This window comes from Bifidobacterium sp. MSTE12 (assembly GCF_000513015.1).
GTDB classification, from domain to species: Bacteria; Actinomycetota; Actinomycetes; order Actinomycetales; family Bifidobacteriaceae; genus Bifidobacterium; species Bifidobacterium dentium.
In genome coordinates, this window is the sequence record NZ_AZYA01000037.1 from 83,527 (window position 1) to 101,896 (window position 18,370).

General features: G+C 59.7%; 14 protein-coding genes, 1 pseudogene and 1 riboswitch. Of the genes and pseudogenes, 8 read left to right on the forward strand and 7 right to left on the reverse strand.

The window, feature by feature from the left end; translation table 11 throughout:
* Positions 1-90: 90 nt before the first annotated feature.
* The 5 genes and pseudogenes from HMPREF1494_RS09105 to HMPREF1494_RS11920 form a co-directional block, all read right to left on the reverse strand.
* Positions 91-576: a cell division protein SepF gene (locus HMPREF1494_RS09105; protein WP_003839355.1), complete on the reverse strand. Its 486-nt coding sequence runs from the start codon at positions 574-576 to the stop codon at positions 91-93.
* A gap of 30 nt (positions 577-606) precedes the next feature.
* A complete protein-coding gene (gene ftsZ / locus HMPREF1494_RS09110; protein ID WP_034522280.1) occupies positions 607-1,851 on the reverse strand; it encodes a cell division protein FtsZ in 1,245 nt (414 codons plus the stop codon).
* A 148-nt stretch (positions 1,852-1,999) separates the two neighbouring features.
* Positions 2,000-3,229, reverse strand: coding sequence for a tRNA dihydrouridine synthase DusB (dusB, locus tag HMPREF1494_RS09115; RefSeq protein ID WP_003839352.1), 1,230 nt, complete (start codon positions 3,227-3,229; stop codon positions 2,000-2,002).
* Positions 3,230-3,238: 9 nt separating this feature from the next.
* Entirely contained in the window at positions 3,239-4,714 is a 1,476-nt protein-coding gene (locus tag HMPREF1494_RS09120; protein ID WP_003844600.1) for a glycine--tRNA ligase, read from the reverse strand.
* A 232-nt stretch (positions 4,715-4,946) separates the two neighbouring features.
* Positions 4,947-5,021, reverse strand: a pseudogene (locus HMPREF1494_RS11920) (aldo/keto reductase); the annotation flags it as partial.
* Positions 5,022-5,064: 43 nt separating this feature from the next.
* Positions 5,065-5,177, forward strand: a riboswitch (TPP riboswitch).
* Here HMPREF1494_RS11920 and HMPREF1494_RS09130 point away from each other — a divergent pair.
* From HMPREF1494_RS09130 to HMPREF1494_RS09160, 7 genes are all read left to right on the forward strand, one after another.
* Complete coding sequence (locus HMPREF1494_RS09130) at positions 5,169-6,077, forward strand: hydroxyethylthiazole kinase (RefSeq protein ID WP_034522283.1); 909 nt, start codon at positions 5,169-5,171, stop codon at positions 6,075-6,077. Its footprint overlaps the riboswitch before it by 9 nt.
* A 171-nt stretch (positions 6,078-6,248) precedes the next feature.
* Positions 6,249-8,816 carry a phosphomethylpyrimidine synthase ThiC gene (thiC, locus tag HMPREF1494_RS09135; protein ID WP_034522286.1) on the forward strand — a complete coding sequence of 856 codons (2,568 nt, stop codon included), beginning with the start codon at positions 6,249-6,251 and terminating at the stop codon, positions 8,814-8,816.
* Positions 8,817-8,903: 87 nt separating this feature from the next.
* Positions 8,904-9,746, forward strand: coding sequence for a bifunctional hydroxymethylpyrimidine kinase/phosphomethylpyrimidine kinase (gene thiD / locus HMPREF1494_RS09140; RefSeq protein WP_034522289.1), 843 nt, complete (start codon positions 8,904-8,906; stop codon positions 9,744-9,746).
* Between the two features lie 66 nt (positions 9,747-9,812).
* A complete protein-coding gene (locus HMPREF1494_RS09145) occupies positions 9,813-10,187 on the forward strand; it encodes a thiamine-binding protein (RefSeq protein WP_003844599.1) in 375 nt (124 codons plus the stop codon).
* A 75-nt stretch (positions 10,188-10,262) separates the two neighbouring features.
* A complete protein-coding gene (locus HMPREF1494_RS09150) occupies positions 10,263-11,306 on the forward strand; it encodes a LacI family DNA-binding transcriptional regulator (protein ID WP_003841303.1) in 1,044 nt (347 codons plus the stop codon).
* A 280-nt stretch (positions 11,307-11,586) separates the two neighbouring features.
* The gene (locus HMPREF1494_RS09155; RefSeq protein ID WP_003841302.1) at positions 11,587-12,912 is read left to right on the forward strand and encodes an MFS transporter; all 1,326 of its coding nucleotides are present in this window, start codon (positions 11,587-11,589) and stop codon (positions 12,910-12,912) included.
* 129 nt (positions 12,913-13,041) lie between these two features.
* Positions 13,042-14,598, forward strand: a complete 1,557-nt coding sequence (locus HMPREF1494_RS09160) for a glycoside hydrolase family 32 protein (RefSeq protein ID WP_003841301.1) — start codon at positions 13,042-13,044, stop codon at positions 14,596-14,598.
* Between the two features lie 36 nt (positions 14,599-14,634).
* Here HMPREF1494_RS09160 and HMPREF1494_RS09165 read toward each other — a convergent pair whose 3' ends face one another.
* Together HMPREF1494_RS09165 and HMPREF1494_RS09170 are read right to left on the reverse strand one after the other, a co-directional pair.
* On the reverse strand, positions 14,635-15,885 hold the full coding sequence (locus tag HMPREF1494_RS09165; RefSeq protein ID WP_231495394.1) for a histidine kinase: 1,251 nt from the start codon (positions 15,883-15,885) through the stop codon (positions 14,635-14,637).
* Positions 15,885-16,598, reverse strand: coding sequence for a response regulator transcription factor (locus HMPREF1494_RS09170; protein WP_003841299.1), 714 nt, complete (start codon positions 16,596-16,598; stop codon positions 15,885-15,887). The genes HMPREF1494_RS09165 and HMPREF1494_RS09170 overlap by 1 nt, the downstream gene beginning before the upstream one ends.
* Before the next feature lie 212 nt (positions 16,599-16,810).
* Between HMPREF1494_RS09170 and HMPREF1494_RS09175 the strand changes: the two genes are divergently transcribed.
* Positions 16,811-18,136 (forward strand): serpin family protein, encoded by a 1,326-nt coding sequence (locus HMPREF1494_RS09175; RefSeq protein ID WP_034522293.1) that lies wholly within the window; start codon positions 16,811-16,813, stop codon positions 18,134-18,136.
* Positions 18,137-18,370 lie beyond the last annotated feature (234 nt).

Consider the following 18,370-nt stretch of genomic DNA (forward strand, 5'->3'; position numbering starts at 1 on the left):
TGAGAATAGGCTGCATGAATGCGTTGCATGCATTCCGACCGCCTCTCGCCGCCACAAGGCCTGCGGACGGCGAGAGGTGAATGAAGGATGTCAGTCGGCGAAAAGATCGTGGGCGGCACTCGGAGCCTGCGGCTCCTCCACCTTGATGTTCACCTGGGCCGGGCTCAGCAGGAACACACGCGGAGTGACACGTTCGATGGAACCGCGCACCCCGAACACCACACCTGCCGAAAAGTCCACGATGCGGTAGGCCACGGACTCGGCCACACCGGTCAGGTTCAGCACCACCGGAATGCCGTCACGGATGGCACGGCCAACCAGCTGAGCGTCTTCATAGGACTTCGGATGAATCGTCGTAATACGGCTCACACGACCCCCCTGAAACGGATTGCTTTGCTCACGAGACGAAGCTGCGGAGGCAGAAGACGTGGTAGGTGTCGAAGCCAGGGGTGTCACCGAGTGGTCGGAGTCGAATGAGGTTTCGGTGCCGTCGGCTTCGTCGGTGAAGTCATCGTCATCCTCAGCCACGTCGGACATGCCCAGATAGGACATCGCACTCTTCATGAATCCTGCCATGAATGTTCCTTTCGCCTGTACGCGTCAAGTCTAGCGCAGGAAATCCGGAATATCGAGATCACCCGGATCGTTCGGGGAGACCACTTCATGTTCGGTGGTCTGGTCGAACGACTGGGGGGCACCCGGTTCCGGGGTGGATGGAATATAGCTCGATAGCGGCTGCACCTGCGGTGCCGCCGGAGTTTGCACCGGCTGAGGTTGCACCTGCGGCTGCTGCTGGGGAGCACCTACGCTCAACGCGGAAACCGGCACCGTGGCAGATGCCTGCGGTTGCGGCTTGTCCTCGGCGACGGCCGGCTCTGTCTTTTTGGAGTTGGCGTCGAAGCCCGCCGCGATAACGGTAATGCGCACCTCGTCGCCATAGGCGTCGTCCAGGGACAGACCCCAGATGATCTGGGCTTCCGGATGGATGGCTTTGCGTACCAATTCGGTGGCTGCCGCAGCTTCCTGCAGTTTGATGTCGGTCGGGCCCGCGATGTTGATGAGCGCGCCATGAGCACCCTCGATGCTCTCTTCCAGCAACGGCGAGCTGATGGCGATTTCGGCGGCCTGGGTGGCGCGGTCCTCGCCCCGTGCGGAACCGATGCCGAACAGCGCCGTGCCGGCACCGCGCAGAATGGCGTTGACATCGTTGAAGTCGACATGAATGTAAGAGTTGGCGGTGATCAGATCGGTGATGCCCTGCACACCTGCCAGGAGTGCGGTGTCGGCGGTCTTGAAGGCGTCGACGATGCCGATCGTGCGGTCGGACAGCTCAAGCAGTCGATCGTTGGGAATCACGATCAGCGCATCGACCTCCTTGCGCAGATTCTCGATGCCTAGAGCAGCGGAAGCCGCACGCTGAGGTCCTTCGAAGCTGAACGGTCGAGTCACCACGGCGATGGTCAAGGCACCCTGCTGGTGCGCGGCACGTGCGACAATCGGGCTGGCGCCGGTACCGGTGCCGCCACCTTCGCCGCAGGTCACGAACACCATGTCGGCGCCCTTGAGCGACTCCTCGATATCGGACTGATGATCCTGGGCGGCCTTGGCGCCCTTCTCCGGGTCGGCTCCTGCGCCGAGGCCACGGCTCGAGGCATCGTTCAAAGAGATCTTGACGTCCGCGTCGGAACGCAGCAGATCCTTTGCATCGGTATTGATCGCGATGAACTCAACGCTCTGCAGACCTTCGGCAATCATGCGATTGACGGCATTACCGCCGGCTCCACCGACACCGACGACCTTGATGTTGGTCTTGTCGTTGAAATTGTCAGTCTGGGCAATCTCGCTCACCATTGTCTCCTGTCACTCACGTTTACGCATAACTCTATCGCAGACGGACTGATATTACGCGCACTTTTCCGGGCGTGTACCGGCGTTTCGCCGACTTTTTTATCTCACCGACGTTTCCCATTCGTTCCAAGGTCCGGACGGAATCCGCCGTTCAGTAGCTCGCATCCATCGGATCGTCCCCGAACAGCGCCTGCCGCTCGGCATGCGTTGTTTCGCGGGATTCCAACCATCCGTAAGGCAGATGGACCTTCTTGGCAAAGCGCACGCGCCCCCTCGGTTTGTCTACCACCCGCTCGGGGAACCGAATGTCAGGATCAAGTTTTCCAATCTCTCGGCGAACATCCTCAAGGTTTTCACATTCCATGAACGCACGACGCGTGGAACCACCCACCGGGAACCCCTTGAGATACCACGCGACATGTTTTCTCAGATCATGAACGGCCATCCGCTCGTCGCCATCATAGAACTCCGTCAGCAACTGGGCGTGACGCTCGATCACCGTACAAACGTCCCCCAAAGCTGGGTCGATGCGTTCGTCGCTGCCGGCGAATGCATTCTTGATATCCGCGAACAGCCATGGACGCCCCTGACAGCCGCGGCCGATGGCAACTCCCGCACAACCGGTCTCGGATACCATGGCCAATGCATCGTTGGCGCCCCAGACATCACCGTTGCCGAATACCGGAATGTCCAATGCCCCGACCAACTCGCCGATACGGCTCCAATCGGAATGCCCGCCATAGTATTCGGCGGTGGTGCGCGCATGCAGGGTCACGGCCTTGCAACCTTCCTCCTGCGCGATATGACCGGCCTCAAGGAACGTCTCGTGCTCATGGTCGATGCCGACACGGATCTTGGCCGTCACCGGCACATTCGCCGCATCGCAGACCTTGACCACGCGCTGGATGATCTCACGGAACAGATCCGTCTTCCAAGGCAGTGCCGATCCGCCGCCGCGCCGCGTCACCTTGGGTACGGGGCAACCGAAATTGAGATCGACATGATCGGCCATGTTCTCGTCGATAACGATCTTCGCCGCCTGTTCCACGATCGCCGGATTCACGCCGTAGAGCTGCAGCGAACGGATTTTCTCGCCGGGAGCGAAACGGCACAGCCGCAGTGCCTTGGGATTACGGGCCACCAATGCACGCGCGGTGATCATCTCGGCCACATATAGACCGTCCGGACCGTAGCTTTCGCAAATCACACGGAACGGCCAGTTGGTGACTCCCGCCATCGGCGAAAGCACGACCGGAGTGGCGACATGCACGGGCCCCAGATCGACGGGTCTGATAACGGGAGGAACCGACGGCCGTGCCGCGTCGGTACGCGGATCGAGCACGTCGGATTCCTCGTAGGCTGTCACAATGCTATCGGGCATACGAATGCTTTAGTACAGACCACCGGCTTCGGCGATCTTGACGGACTCGGGCCATGCCTCGCCGCCCATCTCGACCGGCACCTGCGGGTAACGGACGTGCTTCTCGCCGATGCGGGCGGCCACGTAATCAGCCACCTTGTCGAGGGCCACACGCTCCTGCTGCATGGTGTCACGTTCACGAATGGTGACGGCCTGATCGTCGAGGGTGTCGAAGTCGACGGTCACGCATAGCGGGGTGCCGATCTCGTCCTCACGGCGGTAACGACGGCCGATGGCACCGGCCTCGTCGTAGTCGATCATCCAGTCGTGCTGACGCAGGTCAGCGGCCAGGTTCTGGGCCACGGACTGCAATTCCGGCTTCTTGCTCAACGGCAGTACGGCGGCCTTGACCGGGGCCAGACGCGGGTCAAGACGGAGCACGGTGCGCTTGTCGACGCCGCCCTTGGTGTTCGGCGCCTCGTCGACATCGTAGGCGTCCACGAGGAAGGCCATGAGGGAACGGGTCAGGCCGGCGGCCGGCTCGATGACGTACGGCACATACTTCTCGCCGGTAGCCTGGTTGAAGTAGCTCAGATCCTCACCGGAATGCTTGGCATGGGCGGACAGATCGAAGTCGGTACGGTTGGCCACGCCTTCGAGCTCGCCCCAATCGGAGCCTTGGAAGCCGAACTTGTATTCGATGTCGACGGTGCGCTTCGAATAGTGGGCCAGCTTCTCCTTCGGATGTTCGTAGTGACGCAGGTTCTCCGGCTTGACGCCAAGGTCGATGTACCACTGGGTGCGGGCATCGATCCAGTACTGGTGCCATTCCTCATCAGTGCCCGGAGCCACGAAGAACTCCATTTCCATCTGCTCGAACTCACGGGTGCGGAAGATGAAATTGCCCGGGGTGATCTCGTTACGGAAGGACTTGCCCATGTTGGCGATGCCGAACGGCGGCTTGGAACGCGAGGAAGTCATCACGTTCTTGAAGTCCACGAAGATGCCCTGCGCGGTTTCCGGACGCAGGTAGTGCAGCGAGTTCTCGTCCTCGACCGGGCCGAGATGGGTGCGCAGCATCATGTTGAAGTCACGCGGTTCGGTCCAGTTGCCGCGGGTGCCGCAGTCCGGGCACACGATGTCCTTCAGGCCGTTCTCCGGCAGCTTGTCGCCATGCTTTTCGGCATAGGACTCCTCAAGCTTGTCGGCACGATGGCGCTTGTGGCAGTTGAGGCATTCGATCAGCGGGTCGTTGAACACGGACACGTGGCCGGAAGCCACCCACACGGCCGGCGGGAGGATGATGGACGTGTCGACGCCCACCACGTCACCTCGGGTGACGACCATGGAACGCCACCATTCGCGCTTGATATTGTCCTTCAGCGCGACGCCAAGCGGACCGTAATCCCATGCGGAACGGGTTCCGCCGTAGATTTCACCGGCGGGGAACACAAAGCCGCGACGCTTCGCGAGGGATACGACTTCATCGAGTTTGGATACAGCCACAATGCACCTTCTGGTTTGAACGGTTTGGGGTCTTTTTACAAGCGCACAGCCTACCGGCATGCACTGACAGCAGACGGGGCTGTCTAACTGGAATCCGTACCGCAGAATGATCTCCCCCGACCATACGTCACACGCATGAAACCATATGTTGGCGATGCCTTCAATCATATGGTCAATGGCAAGGATTTCGGTTGACCCGAATGCCTTGTTTTCGCAGCATGCTCACCGCGATTCACTCGCGGCCCGCACGCGCTTTGACGTAGCCGACGAAGCGGTCGACCGCCTCGGGGGTGTCGTGATGGAAGAAGCGGCACAACACTGTCAACACCCTCGTATAGGTTAAAAGCACTTTGTACATGCAGGGGAGCTTTTCGGCGAATGGTCGAAAGCTGAGAAAGGCGGCAAGCCTGACCCTTTGAACCTGTTGGTTAGGACCAACGTAGGGAGCAGCGTCATGAGTGACAACTCATATATCGATACCTCATATAGCACCTCTATCGATACACTATGCGGAGATGCACTGCGCGAACGGATCGCGCAGGCCGTCAACGATGTACGTGAGCAAACGCCGCTGGCGCAGTCGTTTACCAATTTCGTCACCATCAACCTCGTAGCCAATGCCCAGCTTGCGGCGGGCGGCACCGCGGCCATGAGCTTCCTGCCGGATGACATCGTCGACACCGCCGAAATCGCAGGACCGAACTACATCAATGTGGGCACGCTCCTGCCGTTCTACAAGGAAGCGCTGCCTCAGATCGCCTACGAGCTGCACAAGAACGGCAAGACCTGGGTGCTTGACCCGGTTGCCGCCGGCATCGGCAAGACGCGCACCGCGATTCTCGAATCCTTCCGCATGTATCCGCCGACCATCGTGCGCGGCAACGCCAGTGAAATCATCGCACTCGACGCGATGTGGGGACTCGCCACGTCCGACTCCGTTACTTCCGGCACCCGTCCGGCAGGCGTGGAGGCCGTCGACGAGGTGGACGCCGCGATCGAGGCCGCCCAGCGCATGGCGCGTCACCTGGCGAAGCACTCGCCTTCAGGCAAGGGTGCCGTCGCCGTATCCGGCGCCGTCGATCTGGTGACCGACGGCGAGCATACCTTCCGACTGCCCGGCGGCAGCGCGATGATGACGAAGATCACCGGCGCCGGCTGCTCGTTGGGCGGCGTGACCGCAACGTATCTGGCGGTCTCCGAACCGCTGGTCGCAGCCATTTCCGCATCGTTGCTCTACAATCGCGCATCCGAAATCGCCGAGCAGGAATCCAATGGACCGGGATCCTTCCAGGTCGCACTGCTCGATGCCCTGTGGAATGTGACCGCCGAGCAGGTGGCCGCTTCCGAAATCATCGAGGACTGACGATTCCACCGCACGTCACGCATGCATCGTTCCTTCGATGCCCGGCCATCATGCATGACAACGTGCGATGACAGCAAAATCGTGTACGTACGGCGGCACAGACCGGTAGTTCTGACATCACATCATCACAAGACTTCTGGATTACTTACCACAAACAAGGGGGAACCAACAATGAATGATTATCCATACGCGTCGATGCGCGACTGTTTCGACATGAGCGCGTACTTCGTGGTCGGCCCGCAGGACTGCAAGGGCCGTCCCATCACGGACGTGGTCGATGACGCGTTGCGTGGGGGCGCAACCTTCATCCAGCTGCGTGCCAAGAATACGGACGCCAAGGATCTGACGCTCATGGCACAGGACATCGCGCAGATCATCGAAGACAACGGCAAGTCCGATGCCGTGGCCTTCGTGATCGACGACCGTGTGGATGTGGTCTGGCAGGCCCGTAACAAGGGCATCAAGGTCGACGGCGTGCATATCGGGCAGACCGACATGGAACCGCGTGAAGCCCGCGCGCTGCTTGGCGAGGAAGCCATCGTGGGCCTGTCCGCCGAGACCGAAAGCTTGGTGAGGCTTATCAACGAGCTGCCGAATGGCTGCATCGACTATATCGGCGCCGGACCGCTGCATGTCTCCACCACCAAGCCGGAGGCTTCCGTAGGCGGCAATGACGGTTCCGGGAATACGCTCGACGAGGATCAGATCAACACCATCTGCACGGCGAGCGATTTTCCGGTCGTGGTCGGCGGCGGCGTCACGGCCGATGACATGGAGATGCTGGCCCGTTCGAAGGCGGCCGGCTGGTTCGTGGTGTCGGCGATCGCCGGTGCGGACGATCCGGAGGCGGCCACCCGTGAGATGGTGACCCGTTGGAAGGCCGTACGCGGGGAAACGAAGCATGGCTTCGCGCCGCGAGTGCAGTCGGCGGATACGGCAACGACCACCGATACGCAGATGACGGAGAGCAACAACGGGAAGTTCACGAACGCCAAGGAAGCGAAGGCCTCTTCCAAACTGGCCAAGCAGCAGCGCGTAGACATCGCCGCCCGCGGCTCCAAGCAGCGCGACAAGGCGCATGTCCGCAAAACCACGCCAGTGCATTTCGAAAACCGATTCGGCTCCTACGACCTTGAAGTGCCATATACCGAAATCAAGTTGTCCGACACTCCGGGCGTAGGCCCGAACGCGCCGTTCAAGGATTACAACACCGAAGGTCCCAAGTGCGACCCGAAGGAAGGACTGGCGCCGCTACGTCTCGACTGGATCCGCGATCGCGGGGACGTCGAGGAGTACGAGGGCCGTCGGCGCAATCTCGAGGATGACGGCAAACGCGCCATCAAACGCGGCAAGGCATCCAAGGAATGGCGTGGCCGCCAGCATAAGCCGCTTAAGGCGAAGGACCATCCGATCACCCAGATGTGGTATGCGCGTCACGACATCATCACACCGGAGATGCGTTATGTTGCCGAACGCGAGCACTGCGACGTGGAGCTGGTACGTTCCGAACTGGCCGCAGGTCGCGCGGTCATGCCGTGCAACATCAACCATCCCGAGGCCGAGCCGATGATCATCGGCTCGAGATTCCTTACCAAGCTCAACGCCAACATGGGCAATTCCGCAGTGACCTCCTCCATCGACGAGGAGGTGGAGAAACTCACATGGGCCACCAAGTGGGGAGCCGACACCGTGATGGATCTTTCCACCGGCAACGACATCCACACCACCCGCGAATGGATCCTCAGGAACTCCCCCGTGCCGATCGGCACGGTCCCGATGTACCAAGCGCTTGAAAAGGTGGAGGACGACGCCTCCAAACTCAGCTGGGAGCTGTTCCGCGACACCGTGATCGAACAGTGCGAGCAGGGCGTGGACTACATGACCATCCACGCCGGCGTGCTGTTGCGGTTCGTGCCGATGACCGCCAACCGCATGACGGGCATCGTCTCGCGGGGCGGATCGATCATGGCCGAATGGTGTCTGCAACATCATCAGGAAAGCTTCCTGTATACGCATTTCGATGAGCTGTGCGAGATCTTCGCCAAGTACGACGTGGCGTTCTCTCTGGGCGACGGCCTGCGGCCCGGCTCATTGGCGGATGCCAACGACGCGGCGCAGTTCGCGGAGCTCATGACCTTGGGCGAGCTCACCCAGCGAGCATGGGAGCATGACGTGCAGGTGATGATCGAAGGCCCGGGACACATTCCGTTCGACACCGTACGCATGAACATCGAAATGGAGAAGGCGATCTGCAAGGATGCCCCGTTCTATACGTTGGGCCCGCTCACGACCGACACCGCCCCCGGCTACGACCACATCACCTCGGCAATCGGCGGTGTGGAGATCGCCCGCTACGGCACCGCCATGCTGTGCTATGTGACGCCGAAGGAGCACCTCGGCCTGCCGAACAAGGATGATGTCAAACAGGGCGTAATCGCCTATAAGATCGCCTGCCATGCAGCCGACATCGCCAAACACCACCCGCATGCCATCGACCGCGATAACGCGATGAGCAAGGCGCGCTTCGAATTCCGTTGGCTCGACCAGTTCAATCTGAGCTACGATCCGGACACGGCCATCGCCTTCCATGACGACACCCTGCCCGCCGAACCGGCGAAGATGGCGCACTTCTGCTCGATGTGCGGTCCGAAGTTCTGTTCGATGGCCATCTCGCAGAACATCCGCAGGAAGTTCGGCAATGCCGAGGCGCAGGAAAAGCTCGTGGCCGACGCGCAATGAGCCAGAGCAAACGGTCTCCCCGACCATCCCCAGGCCCTTTCACGACAGCTTCATCCATGGGAATCACAAGATAACAAAGGAGCATTCATGACCAGCACATTGCCACCGGTATTGAGCATCGCAGGATCGGATTCCTCCGGCGGCGCGGGCATTCAGGCCGATCTGAAGACCATGCTCGCCAACGGTGTATTCGGCATGACCGCCATCGCGGCGCTGACCGCGCAGAACACCACCGGCGTGCGCATGGTCACGAATACCCCACCAGACATGCTCGCCGCACAGATCGACGCCGTGTTCGAGGACATTCCACCGCTGGCGGTGAAGATCGGCATGGTCTCCAGCGTCGAGCTGATTGACGTGATCGCCGATCGACTGACCTTCCACAAGGCCACGAACGTCGTACTCGACCCGGTGATGGTGGCCACTTCCGGAGCCAAACTCATCGAGGATGACGCCATCGCGGCGCTGACTTCCCAACTGTTCCCGCTGGCCACGGTGATCACGCCGAACATGCCGGAAACGCAGGCGCTGTGCGATCTGGCCGTCACGCAGGGCGCGCAGCCAATCAACTATGACAATGGCGAAAGCATCTCCACACCCGCCGATATGACGGTGGCAGGGCATCTGCTAGCGGATCATTTCGACTGTGCGGCACTCGTCAAGGGCGGCCATGGCACACAGGATGCCAGTGACGTGCTGGTCGAGCCGAACGGTCGGGTGACCTGGTTCACGGGTCATCGCGTCGATAATCCGAATACGCATGGCACCGGATGCACGCTGTCGTCCGCCATCGCATCGCATCTGGCGCTTGGCGAGGATCTGCCGACCGCCGTCGACCATGCCAAGCTGTATCTGACGGGCGCCTTGGAGGCGCAGCTCGATCTCGGCCATGGCTCCGGCCCGATGGACCACGCGTGGCGGTGGCGCTGACCGTACGGGCTGAACCATCGCATAAGCTGAATCATAATGAAAAGACGAGCCGAAGAAAGGAATACCATGTCCCTTGATCGCAACGCCGAACGGCAGGAGGTGCCGGTCGACCCGGCAACCGGCAAGCCGTATATCAACACCTTGGCCGCCGTCGCCATCTCCCCCGCCGGCGCAAGTCCGGAAAAATCCACCTACGTGTCGCAGGCGGTCGACGTGATTCGCCAATCCGGACTGCCGAACGAGACCAATGCGATGTTCACCAACATCGAAGGCGACATCGACGATGTGCTCAAGGTGATCCGCGATGCCACCATGAAGCTCGCCGGACAGGGCTACCGTACCGACGTGGTGATCAGGCTTGACATCCGTCCCGGATTCGAAGGCCAGATTCACGCCAAGCAGGAACTCGTCGATGAGATTCTTTCCGGCGACCAACAATGATGCGGCACTGACACACCGTCGGTTTTCTCAAGAAATGCAATCCTCCGGAATAAGGGAAGGTATAGTGTTGCCCTTATGACGACGATGAAGGAAATTGCCGAAAAGACCGGTGTGTCCGTATCCACCGTTTCCCTGGTGCTCAATAAACGCGATGTCGGGCGTGTCAAGCCCGACATCGCGCAACGCGTTCGTCAGACCGCCACCGATCTGGGGTATAAGCCCAATCCTCTGGCGCGAAGCCTTCGTACCAGCAAGACCCGCATCCTCGGGTTCATCAGCGAAGAGGTCGCGACCACTCCGTACGCAGGCGGCATCATTCTGGGCGCTCAGGATGCGGCCAGCACCTACGGCTATATGCTGATCACCGTCAGCACCGACGGACAGGCCAGCGAGGAAAGCGAGATCGCCGCACTGAAGCGGTACGGCGTGGACGGCTTCTTCTATTCGAAGATGTCGAACCGCATCGCCACCGTGCCGAAAAGCCTGTCCGATTATCCGGTCGTGCTGGTGGATGCCACCGACGCGAACAACACACTCCCCAGCGTCGAACCGGACGAATTCCAAATCGCCTACGATGCCACCAGTCGTCTGATCGAAGCCGGTTGCGAACGTATCGCCTATGTCGGCTGCTCCGAGAACATGATCGCCCAGGACGGTCGTCTTGCCGGCTACCGCGCCGCATTGGAAGGCACCGACCACGGTTTCGATGCATCGTTGGTATGTAACGTATTGAACAATGGTCCGGCCTTGCGTGCCGTGGATGCATTGTTCAATACGTGCAATCCCGATGGATTCTTCTGTTTCAACGATGCACGCGCCTGGTATGTGTACGAGTGCGCCGCCCGCCGTGGTCTGACCGTAGGCAAGGATCTCTCGGTCGTTGGCGTGGATAACCACCGTGTGTTCGCCGAGACTTTGGAACCACAGCTGACCACCGTGGAACTGCCTCATTACGAGATGGGATATTGGGCCGCCTGCAAGCTGATCTCCATGATCGAAGGCAAACCGGTCGACACCACCAAATGGCCGCGAACCACATCTCCCCTGCCACCGCTTGACGCCCCGATTCCCGCGAAGATTCATTGCGCCCTGATCGAAAAGGGCTCCGTGGCCCGCTGACGCCCCGGCGCCCCACCCCGACGCAAGCCATCGACCATACTCACGACACGCCGAAAGGGTGGTATTGGCATACCCCACTTTCGGCTTCATTCCGGCAATTGTGTATATCCTTTGCGATTATTGACGTCAATCGATTTACGTCAATCGATTGACGTGTTACACTTGAGTCAGTTCGCCACCCGACATGGCAGCTGGGAAGACGAACGGTAAACAATACAACATCAGCAAATAACAGCGGTGTCGCACGGCAGCGGCACCAAGAAGAGAAAAAGAGAAATCAATGGCAAGCTCAACTCGATCTGCATGGAAGAATCCTTCCTATCTGCAGAGCTCCTTTGGCATCTTCATGTTCTTCTGCTCCTGGGGCATCTGGTGGTCCTTCTTCTCCAGGTGGCTTACCGACCCGACCCACGGCCTGGGCATGACCTCCGCCGAGCAGGGCCAGATCTACTCCATCAACTCGCTGGCCACTTTGGTCATCATGTTCGCCTACGGCGCCATTCAGGACCAGCTTGGCATCAAGCGCAAGCTCGTCATCTTCATCTCCGCCGTAGCGGCACTGGTCGGCCCGTTCGTGCAGTTCGTATATGCCCCGATGCTCACCGCCGGCGGCGCAACCCGCTACGCAGGCGTGCTCATCGGCTCCATCGTGCTGTCCGCAGGCTTCATGGCCGGTTGCTCCCTGTTCGAGGCGGTCACCGAACGCTATTCCCGTAAGTTCGGCTTTGAATACGGCCAGTCCCGTGCCTGGGGCTCCTTCGGCTACGCAATCGTGGCGCTGTGCGCAGGCTTCCTGTTCAACATCAACCCGCTGCTCAACTTCTGGGTCGGCTCCATCTGCGGCCTCGGCATGCTGTGCGTCTACGCCTTCTGGGTTCCGTCCGAGCAGAAGGTAGAGCTCAAGAAGGAAGCCGATCCGAACGCCACGCCGACCAACCCGTCCTTCAAGGAGATGATCTCCGTCCTGAAGATGCCGACCCTGTGGGTGCTCATCGTCTTCATGCTGCTGACCAACACCTTCTACACCGTGTTCGACCAGCAGATGTTCCCGAACTACTACGCCTCCCTCTTCTCCACCACTGAAATCGGCAACGCCACCTACGGCACCCTGAACTCCTTCCAGGTGTTCCTCGAGTCCGCCATGATGGGCGTGGTTCCGATCATCATGAAGAAGATCGGCGTTCGCAACTCCCTGCTGCTCGGCGCAACCGTGATGTTCCTGCGCATCGGCCTATGCGGCGTGTTCCACGACCCGATTTCCGTGTCCATCGTCAAGCTGTTCCACTCCATCGAGGTCCCGCTGTTCTGCCTGCCGGCGTTCCGCTACTTCACCCTGCACTTCGACACCAAGCTGTCGGCGACCCTGTACATGGTGGGCTTCCAGATCGCCTCCCAGGTCGGCCAGGTGATCTTCTCCACCCCGCTTGGCGCACTGCATGACGCCATGGGCGACCGTCCGACCTTCTTCACCATCTCCGCCATCGTGCTCGCAGCACTGGTCTACGGCACCTTCGTCATCAAGAAGGACGACCAGGAGGTCGGCGGCGATCCGTTCTACACCGACAAGCAACTCAAGGCAATGGAAGCCTCCAAGGCCAACGCCTGAGTCGCAAATCACGAATCGTAGAACGACCTGAAACGTGGTGCTCGAAGCGGTTTTCCCCTTTTGCCGCTTCGGGCATCATCACCATAACCAAACACATCAATCACATTCCCTCATGAAAGGCAATCAACGATGACTGGCTTCACCCCGGACGCACCGGTGCTCAACGAATTTACGAACCATGGCGAAGAGCTGGCCAAAGCCGAAGCGGGCGTGGCCGCAATGTTCGCCAAGCGCAACAACCGCTGGTATCCGAAGTTCCACATCGCCTCCAACGGCGGATGGATCAACGATCCGAACGGCCTGTGCTACTACAAGGGTCGCTGGCACGTGTTCTACCAGCTGCACCCATATGGCACCCAGTGGGGCCCCATGCACTGGGGTCACGTCTCCTCCACCGACATGGTCAACTGGAAGCGCGAGCCGGTCATGTTCGCCCCGTCTCTTGAGCAAGAGAAGAACGGCGTGTTCTCCGGTTCCGCGGTGATCGGCGACGACGGCGAGCTCAAGTTCTACTACACCGGCCATCGTTGGGCCAACGGCGTGGACAACACCGGCGGCGACTGGCAGGTGCAGATGCTCGCCGAACCGGATAACGACGAGTTGACCAGCGCTACCAAGCGCGGCATGATCATCGATTGCCCGACCGATCAGGTGGATCACCACTATCGTGATCCGAAGGTGTGGAAGACCGGCGACAAATGGTACATGACCTTTGGCGTCTCCTCCGCTGAGAAGCGTGGCCAGATGTGGCTGTTCTCCTCCGACGACATGGTGCGCTGGACCTATGAGCGCGTGCTGTTCGAGCATCCGGATCCGAACGTGTTCATGCTTGAATGCCCGGACTTCTTCCCGATTCGAGACGCGGAAGGCAACGAGAAGTGGGTCATCGGCTTCTCCGCCATGGGTGCGAAGCCGAGCGGTTTCATGAACCGGAACGTGAACAATGCCGGATACATGATCGGCACGTGGACCCCGGGTGAGGCTTTCCAGCCGGAAACCGAGTTCCGCCTGTGGGACTGGGGTCACAACTACTATGCCCCGCAGTCGTTCAATGACGGCAAGCGCCAGATCGTCTACGGCTGGATGAGCCCGTTCGTCGAGCCAATTCCGATGCAGGACGACGGCTGGTGCGGCAACCTGACCCTGCCTCGTGAGATCACGCTGGGTGCCGATGGCGATCTGCACACCGCTCCGGTCGCCGAGATGGAAGGTCTGCGCGAGGACACGTTCGACCATGGCGCGATCTCGCTGGGCGTCAATGGAGAGAAGACCATCTCCGATGACGCCGAGGCCGTCGAAATCGAAATGACCATCGATCTCAACGCCTCCACCGCCGAACGTGCCGGACTGAAGATTCATGCCACCGAGGACGGCGCCTACACGTATGTGGCATTCGACGCTCAGATCGGACGCGTGGTGATCGACCGTCAGGCCGCCGCACAAGGCGACCGCGGCTACCGCGCCGCACCGCTTTCCGATGAGGAGCTGGCCTCCGGTGAGCTCAAGCTGCGTGTGTATGTGGACCGTGGCTGCGTCGAAGTGTACGTGAATGACGGACGCCAGGCCATGAGCTCCTTCAGCTACGCATCCGAAGGACCGCGCGCCATCAAGCTTGTCGCCGAATCCGGCACACTTGAAGTCAAGTCACTTAAGCTTCACCACATGAAGTCCATCGGTCTGGAGTAAATCCCGATCCACACGGATCATAGTCCAGCGAAGAACCTACGCCGGAGGAATGGTAGCGGAAAGCGCCCATTCCTCCGGCGATTTCGTAATCTCCATATGTCCGCCGCGGTCCTCGATCAGACGCCCATACCGCGCCAAGCCGCTGCCATGCACCAAATCAGCATCACGGTTGGCAGGAGTATCGATAAGCGCTATGTGCACGGCGTCGTCTTCGATGCCGACAGTCAGCACATATCCTTCCGAAAGTTCGGCATGTTTGATGATGTTGCCGTACAGCTCCTCCACGAATCCGGCAATCAGATCATCGCAGGCGACTTCGCCTTCGCCGGAGACGATCGTCCTTCCGGAACAGCCCAGTTTGGTAAGCCTACGTTCCATGAGCTCGGAAATATCCTGCAGTTTCGACCGCAATGTCACTCCATTCCGCATCGGTTGCGCCTTCGCCGAGCCGCGAGACCGCGCATCGCCGGAATCTTGAGAGCCCTCGTCCCGTTCGATCAGATCAATGACCCGATGCGTATGGGTCAGCGCATTCGCCGCGACGGACCGCAATTCACGCAGCTCGGCATCATCGGGAACATGCCCTTCGGCGATGTCGCCGTCGATGCGCAACACCAGATAGGCCAGATCATTGGACACATGATCGTGGATGCTTCTCGCCGCACGGGCACGCCGCCGCCGCTGTTCCGCACGCATCCGTTCCAATTGCCCGTCATATCGTCGGCGCATGCAATAGCCGCCGAATACGAATCCAATCGGCAGCACGCACACCATAATCATCACCTGCCATGGGAAACCGGATGGCGTTACGATTTCGACATTCGCATCACCGCTGCTTCCGGAATCGCCATAGACATCATCCGTTTCAGCGGACCCTTGTACTGCGGACCGTTCCGGCGACGATGCAGACGTTGCCATGAACGGCATGTCCGCATCATGTATCAGCGGCGCGATGCCTTCGCACATCATCAGCCAGGCGACCATCGCAAGCATCGCACATATGCCGGCGACGACCGCACGCCGGAATGCCATCACCGCCAACGAGACCAACATCAACGCAGTCAGGCCGACCGGCGTCACGCCAGCCACCAGGCATAGGACGATCCACATCGCAACGGTCGCCATTGCGGCCCTTAGGGGAAAGCGAAGCATCAGCATCGCTACGCATGTGGCGAGAAGCACACAGCAGCCCAGCGGAATCCCGATCTCCCCGATCAGCATATGCCAGATGGCTTCCGCGGCCGAGCCCACGCCAAGTGATATCAGAGCGACCGTCCTCCACTTCATCAGAACTCATGCCTCCGTATGCAGATCGCGATGGCATGCGCCCTCGAGCGTGCGTTCAGTTTCATGGTCGCCCGTCGTTCGAAGGTGGCGACCGTCGCCACGCTTACACCCATTCGCCCCGCGATTTCCTTGGTATTCAGCCCATCCGCATAGAGTCGAAGCGTTTCGCGTTCCTTGTTCGACAGTTTGCCCTGCCTGGCATACTGCTGATCCTCTATGTAGTTGCTGGCATCCTGCAAATCCATGAACCGTACTGCTTCGCCATTGGTCGCCTGCGTCGCTTCGGAAGTCCGCCCGCCTTCGACTCCATCACATGCTTTGATCGGCATTCGATACGCCTTGCCTTGCGCCGCATCGCAAATGGCGTTCCTGAGATTCGCTATATCCGTTTTCGCGACCAGCGCCTGCATGCCGCTGAAGGCCGCCGCCTCCCGGAAGCTCGATACGGTGTAGGAGGTGACGCCCACGATGCCGACCTGTGAGGTGCGGGCCCGAATCGCGCGGCTGATTTCCGGACCGTCCGCACCCGCCATGGCCATATCGGTGACGAGCACATCCGGACGTTTGGCCGTGCTGACGCAACGACTGATCGCCACCGCACCTATGTCGGTGGTCCAAATCACTTCGAAGCCGGCATCAAGCCGTTCTATCAACGTTTTCATTACCGTAAGCGCATATGGGTCGTTGTCTACGATTCCGATTCGAATGGTCACGGCAGGCCCTTTCCTACGTTTCTATCATTATCCGAAATGCACGATGCCGGGCAAGTTGTCATTGAGGCTCTGACAAAAGATGACCTTCCACGCACGGTTCGATATGCTGAAAGCCAACAGACGGCAATCCGCCATTTCGAAGATGACAGGCGGGTCTCATACCAGGTACGAACACCAGACATATCGGCATATTGTAAAGGAAAGGACAGGCCATGAAGCGCATCGATCTGAAGGGCACGACCATAGTCACACCGAAGTCGGCGCAACGAAACAAGGCCGGCAGACGTGTCATCATCGCGATCATCGCGGCGGTACTTGCCATCGCAATCGTAGTGACGGGGGGATTCTGGTATTTCGCTTGGGGCGGACGTTACACGGTGGCCGACCTGTTCAGGCCAAAGGCAGTTGCGGCGAGCGATGCCGCGGTGGAGTCATCACGGTCGTTCGCCTACGAAAGCGCGGTGAAGTTCCTTGCCAAGCAGAAGAACGTCAACTACTCCCCCGCTTCGTTGCAGATGGCGTTGCTGGTCGCCGCGCAGGGAGCGAAAGGCGATACGCTGTCGCAACTGCAACAGGCGCTGGCCAGTGAGAAGCTGAGTGACAGCGATCTTACGTCGATCTACCGGTCGATTATCGGCAAACGCAGCGGCAAGTCACGTTTGGATGCGGCGAACTCGATATGGGCCCGTCGCGGTCTTACGCTGAACAAGGACTACACCGATGCCGTACGACGTATCTTCGGGACGCAAGTCAAGCGCGTCAAGGCATTCGACAACGACACCAACAAGGCGATGAGCACATGGATCAGCGACCAGACTCGCGGCATGTTGAAACCCGAAATCGACACTCCCAAGAATAACGGCATGTCGATTCTCAATACGCTCTACGCCGACGGCCGTTGGAGCGACCCGTTCGACAAGGCATCCACCAAGAAGTCCACTTTCCACACGCTGCAGGGTTCGACGAGCACCATTGATTTCATGCATAAGACCTTCGAGACCGAGCAGCATGCGGATGATGTCGACGCGTACACGAAAGGCGACGGCTGGCAACGCGTGGATCTTACGTTTGACAATGGCGGACGCATGAAGATTCTGCTACCGGACAACAACACACGGTTCAAGGCGTTGCGAGGTGACGCCGCCGCATTACGTAAGGCGTTCTCCGCCAAATCGAATGCGCAGAGCGATACCGAAGTCAATGTAAGCCTGCCGAAGTTCAGCATCGACAGTACGTTCGACAGTGATTCAATGATCAAGGCGATGCAAGAGATGGGCGTCACCGACGCCTTCAACGTGGATAAGGCTGATTTTTCTGGAATGTCGGATGCGCAGATGTTCATCGGAGCGATCGTTCAGGGCACGCGCATCGAAGTGACGGAGGCTGGGGCCAAGGCCGCGGCTTATACGCAAATCGATATGGAATTGGCGATGATGCCCGTCGAAATCGTCGATTTCAATGTAGACCGCCCATTCCTCTACGAATTCGACTCCCCTGACGGTCTGCCGTTGTTCATCGGCGCCGTGACCGAACTGTAAAACAGTCTGATTTCCACGGAAAGCGGCTTATTCATGACACCCACGTATCATGAATAAGCCGCTTTCCGTGGAAATCCGCCATTTACTGTTGGAGATAAGTCACAATCCATCCGAAAACACGATAATGCACTCCGCACCATGACTTATACTGGTCTGCCGGTAATGAACTTTTCTGACCGGAGGGCGGGCAGGCTCCTCACCTTACTGATTCCCCTCCGCCGGTCGCGTGGGCGC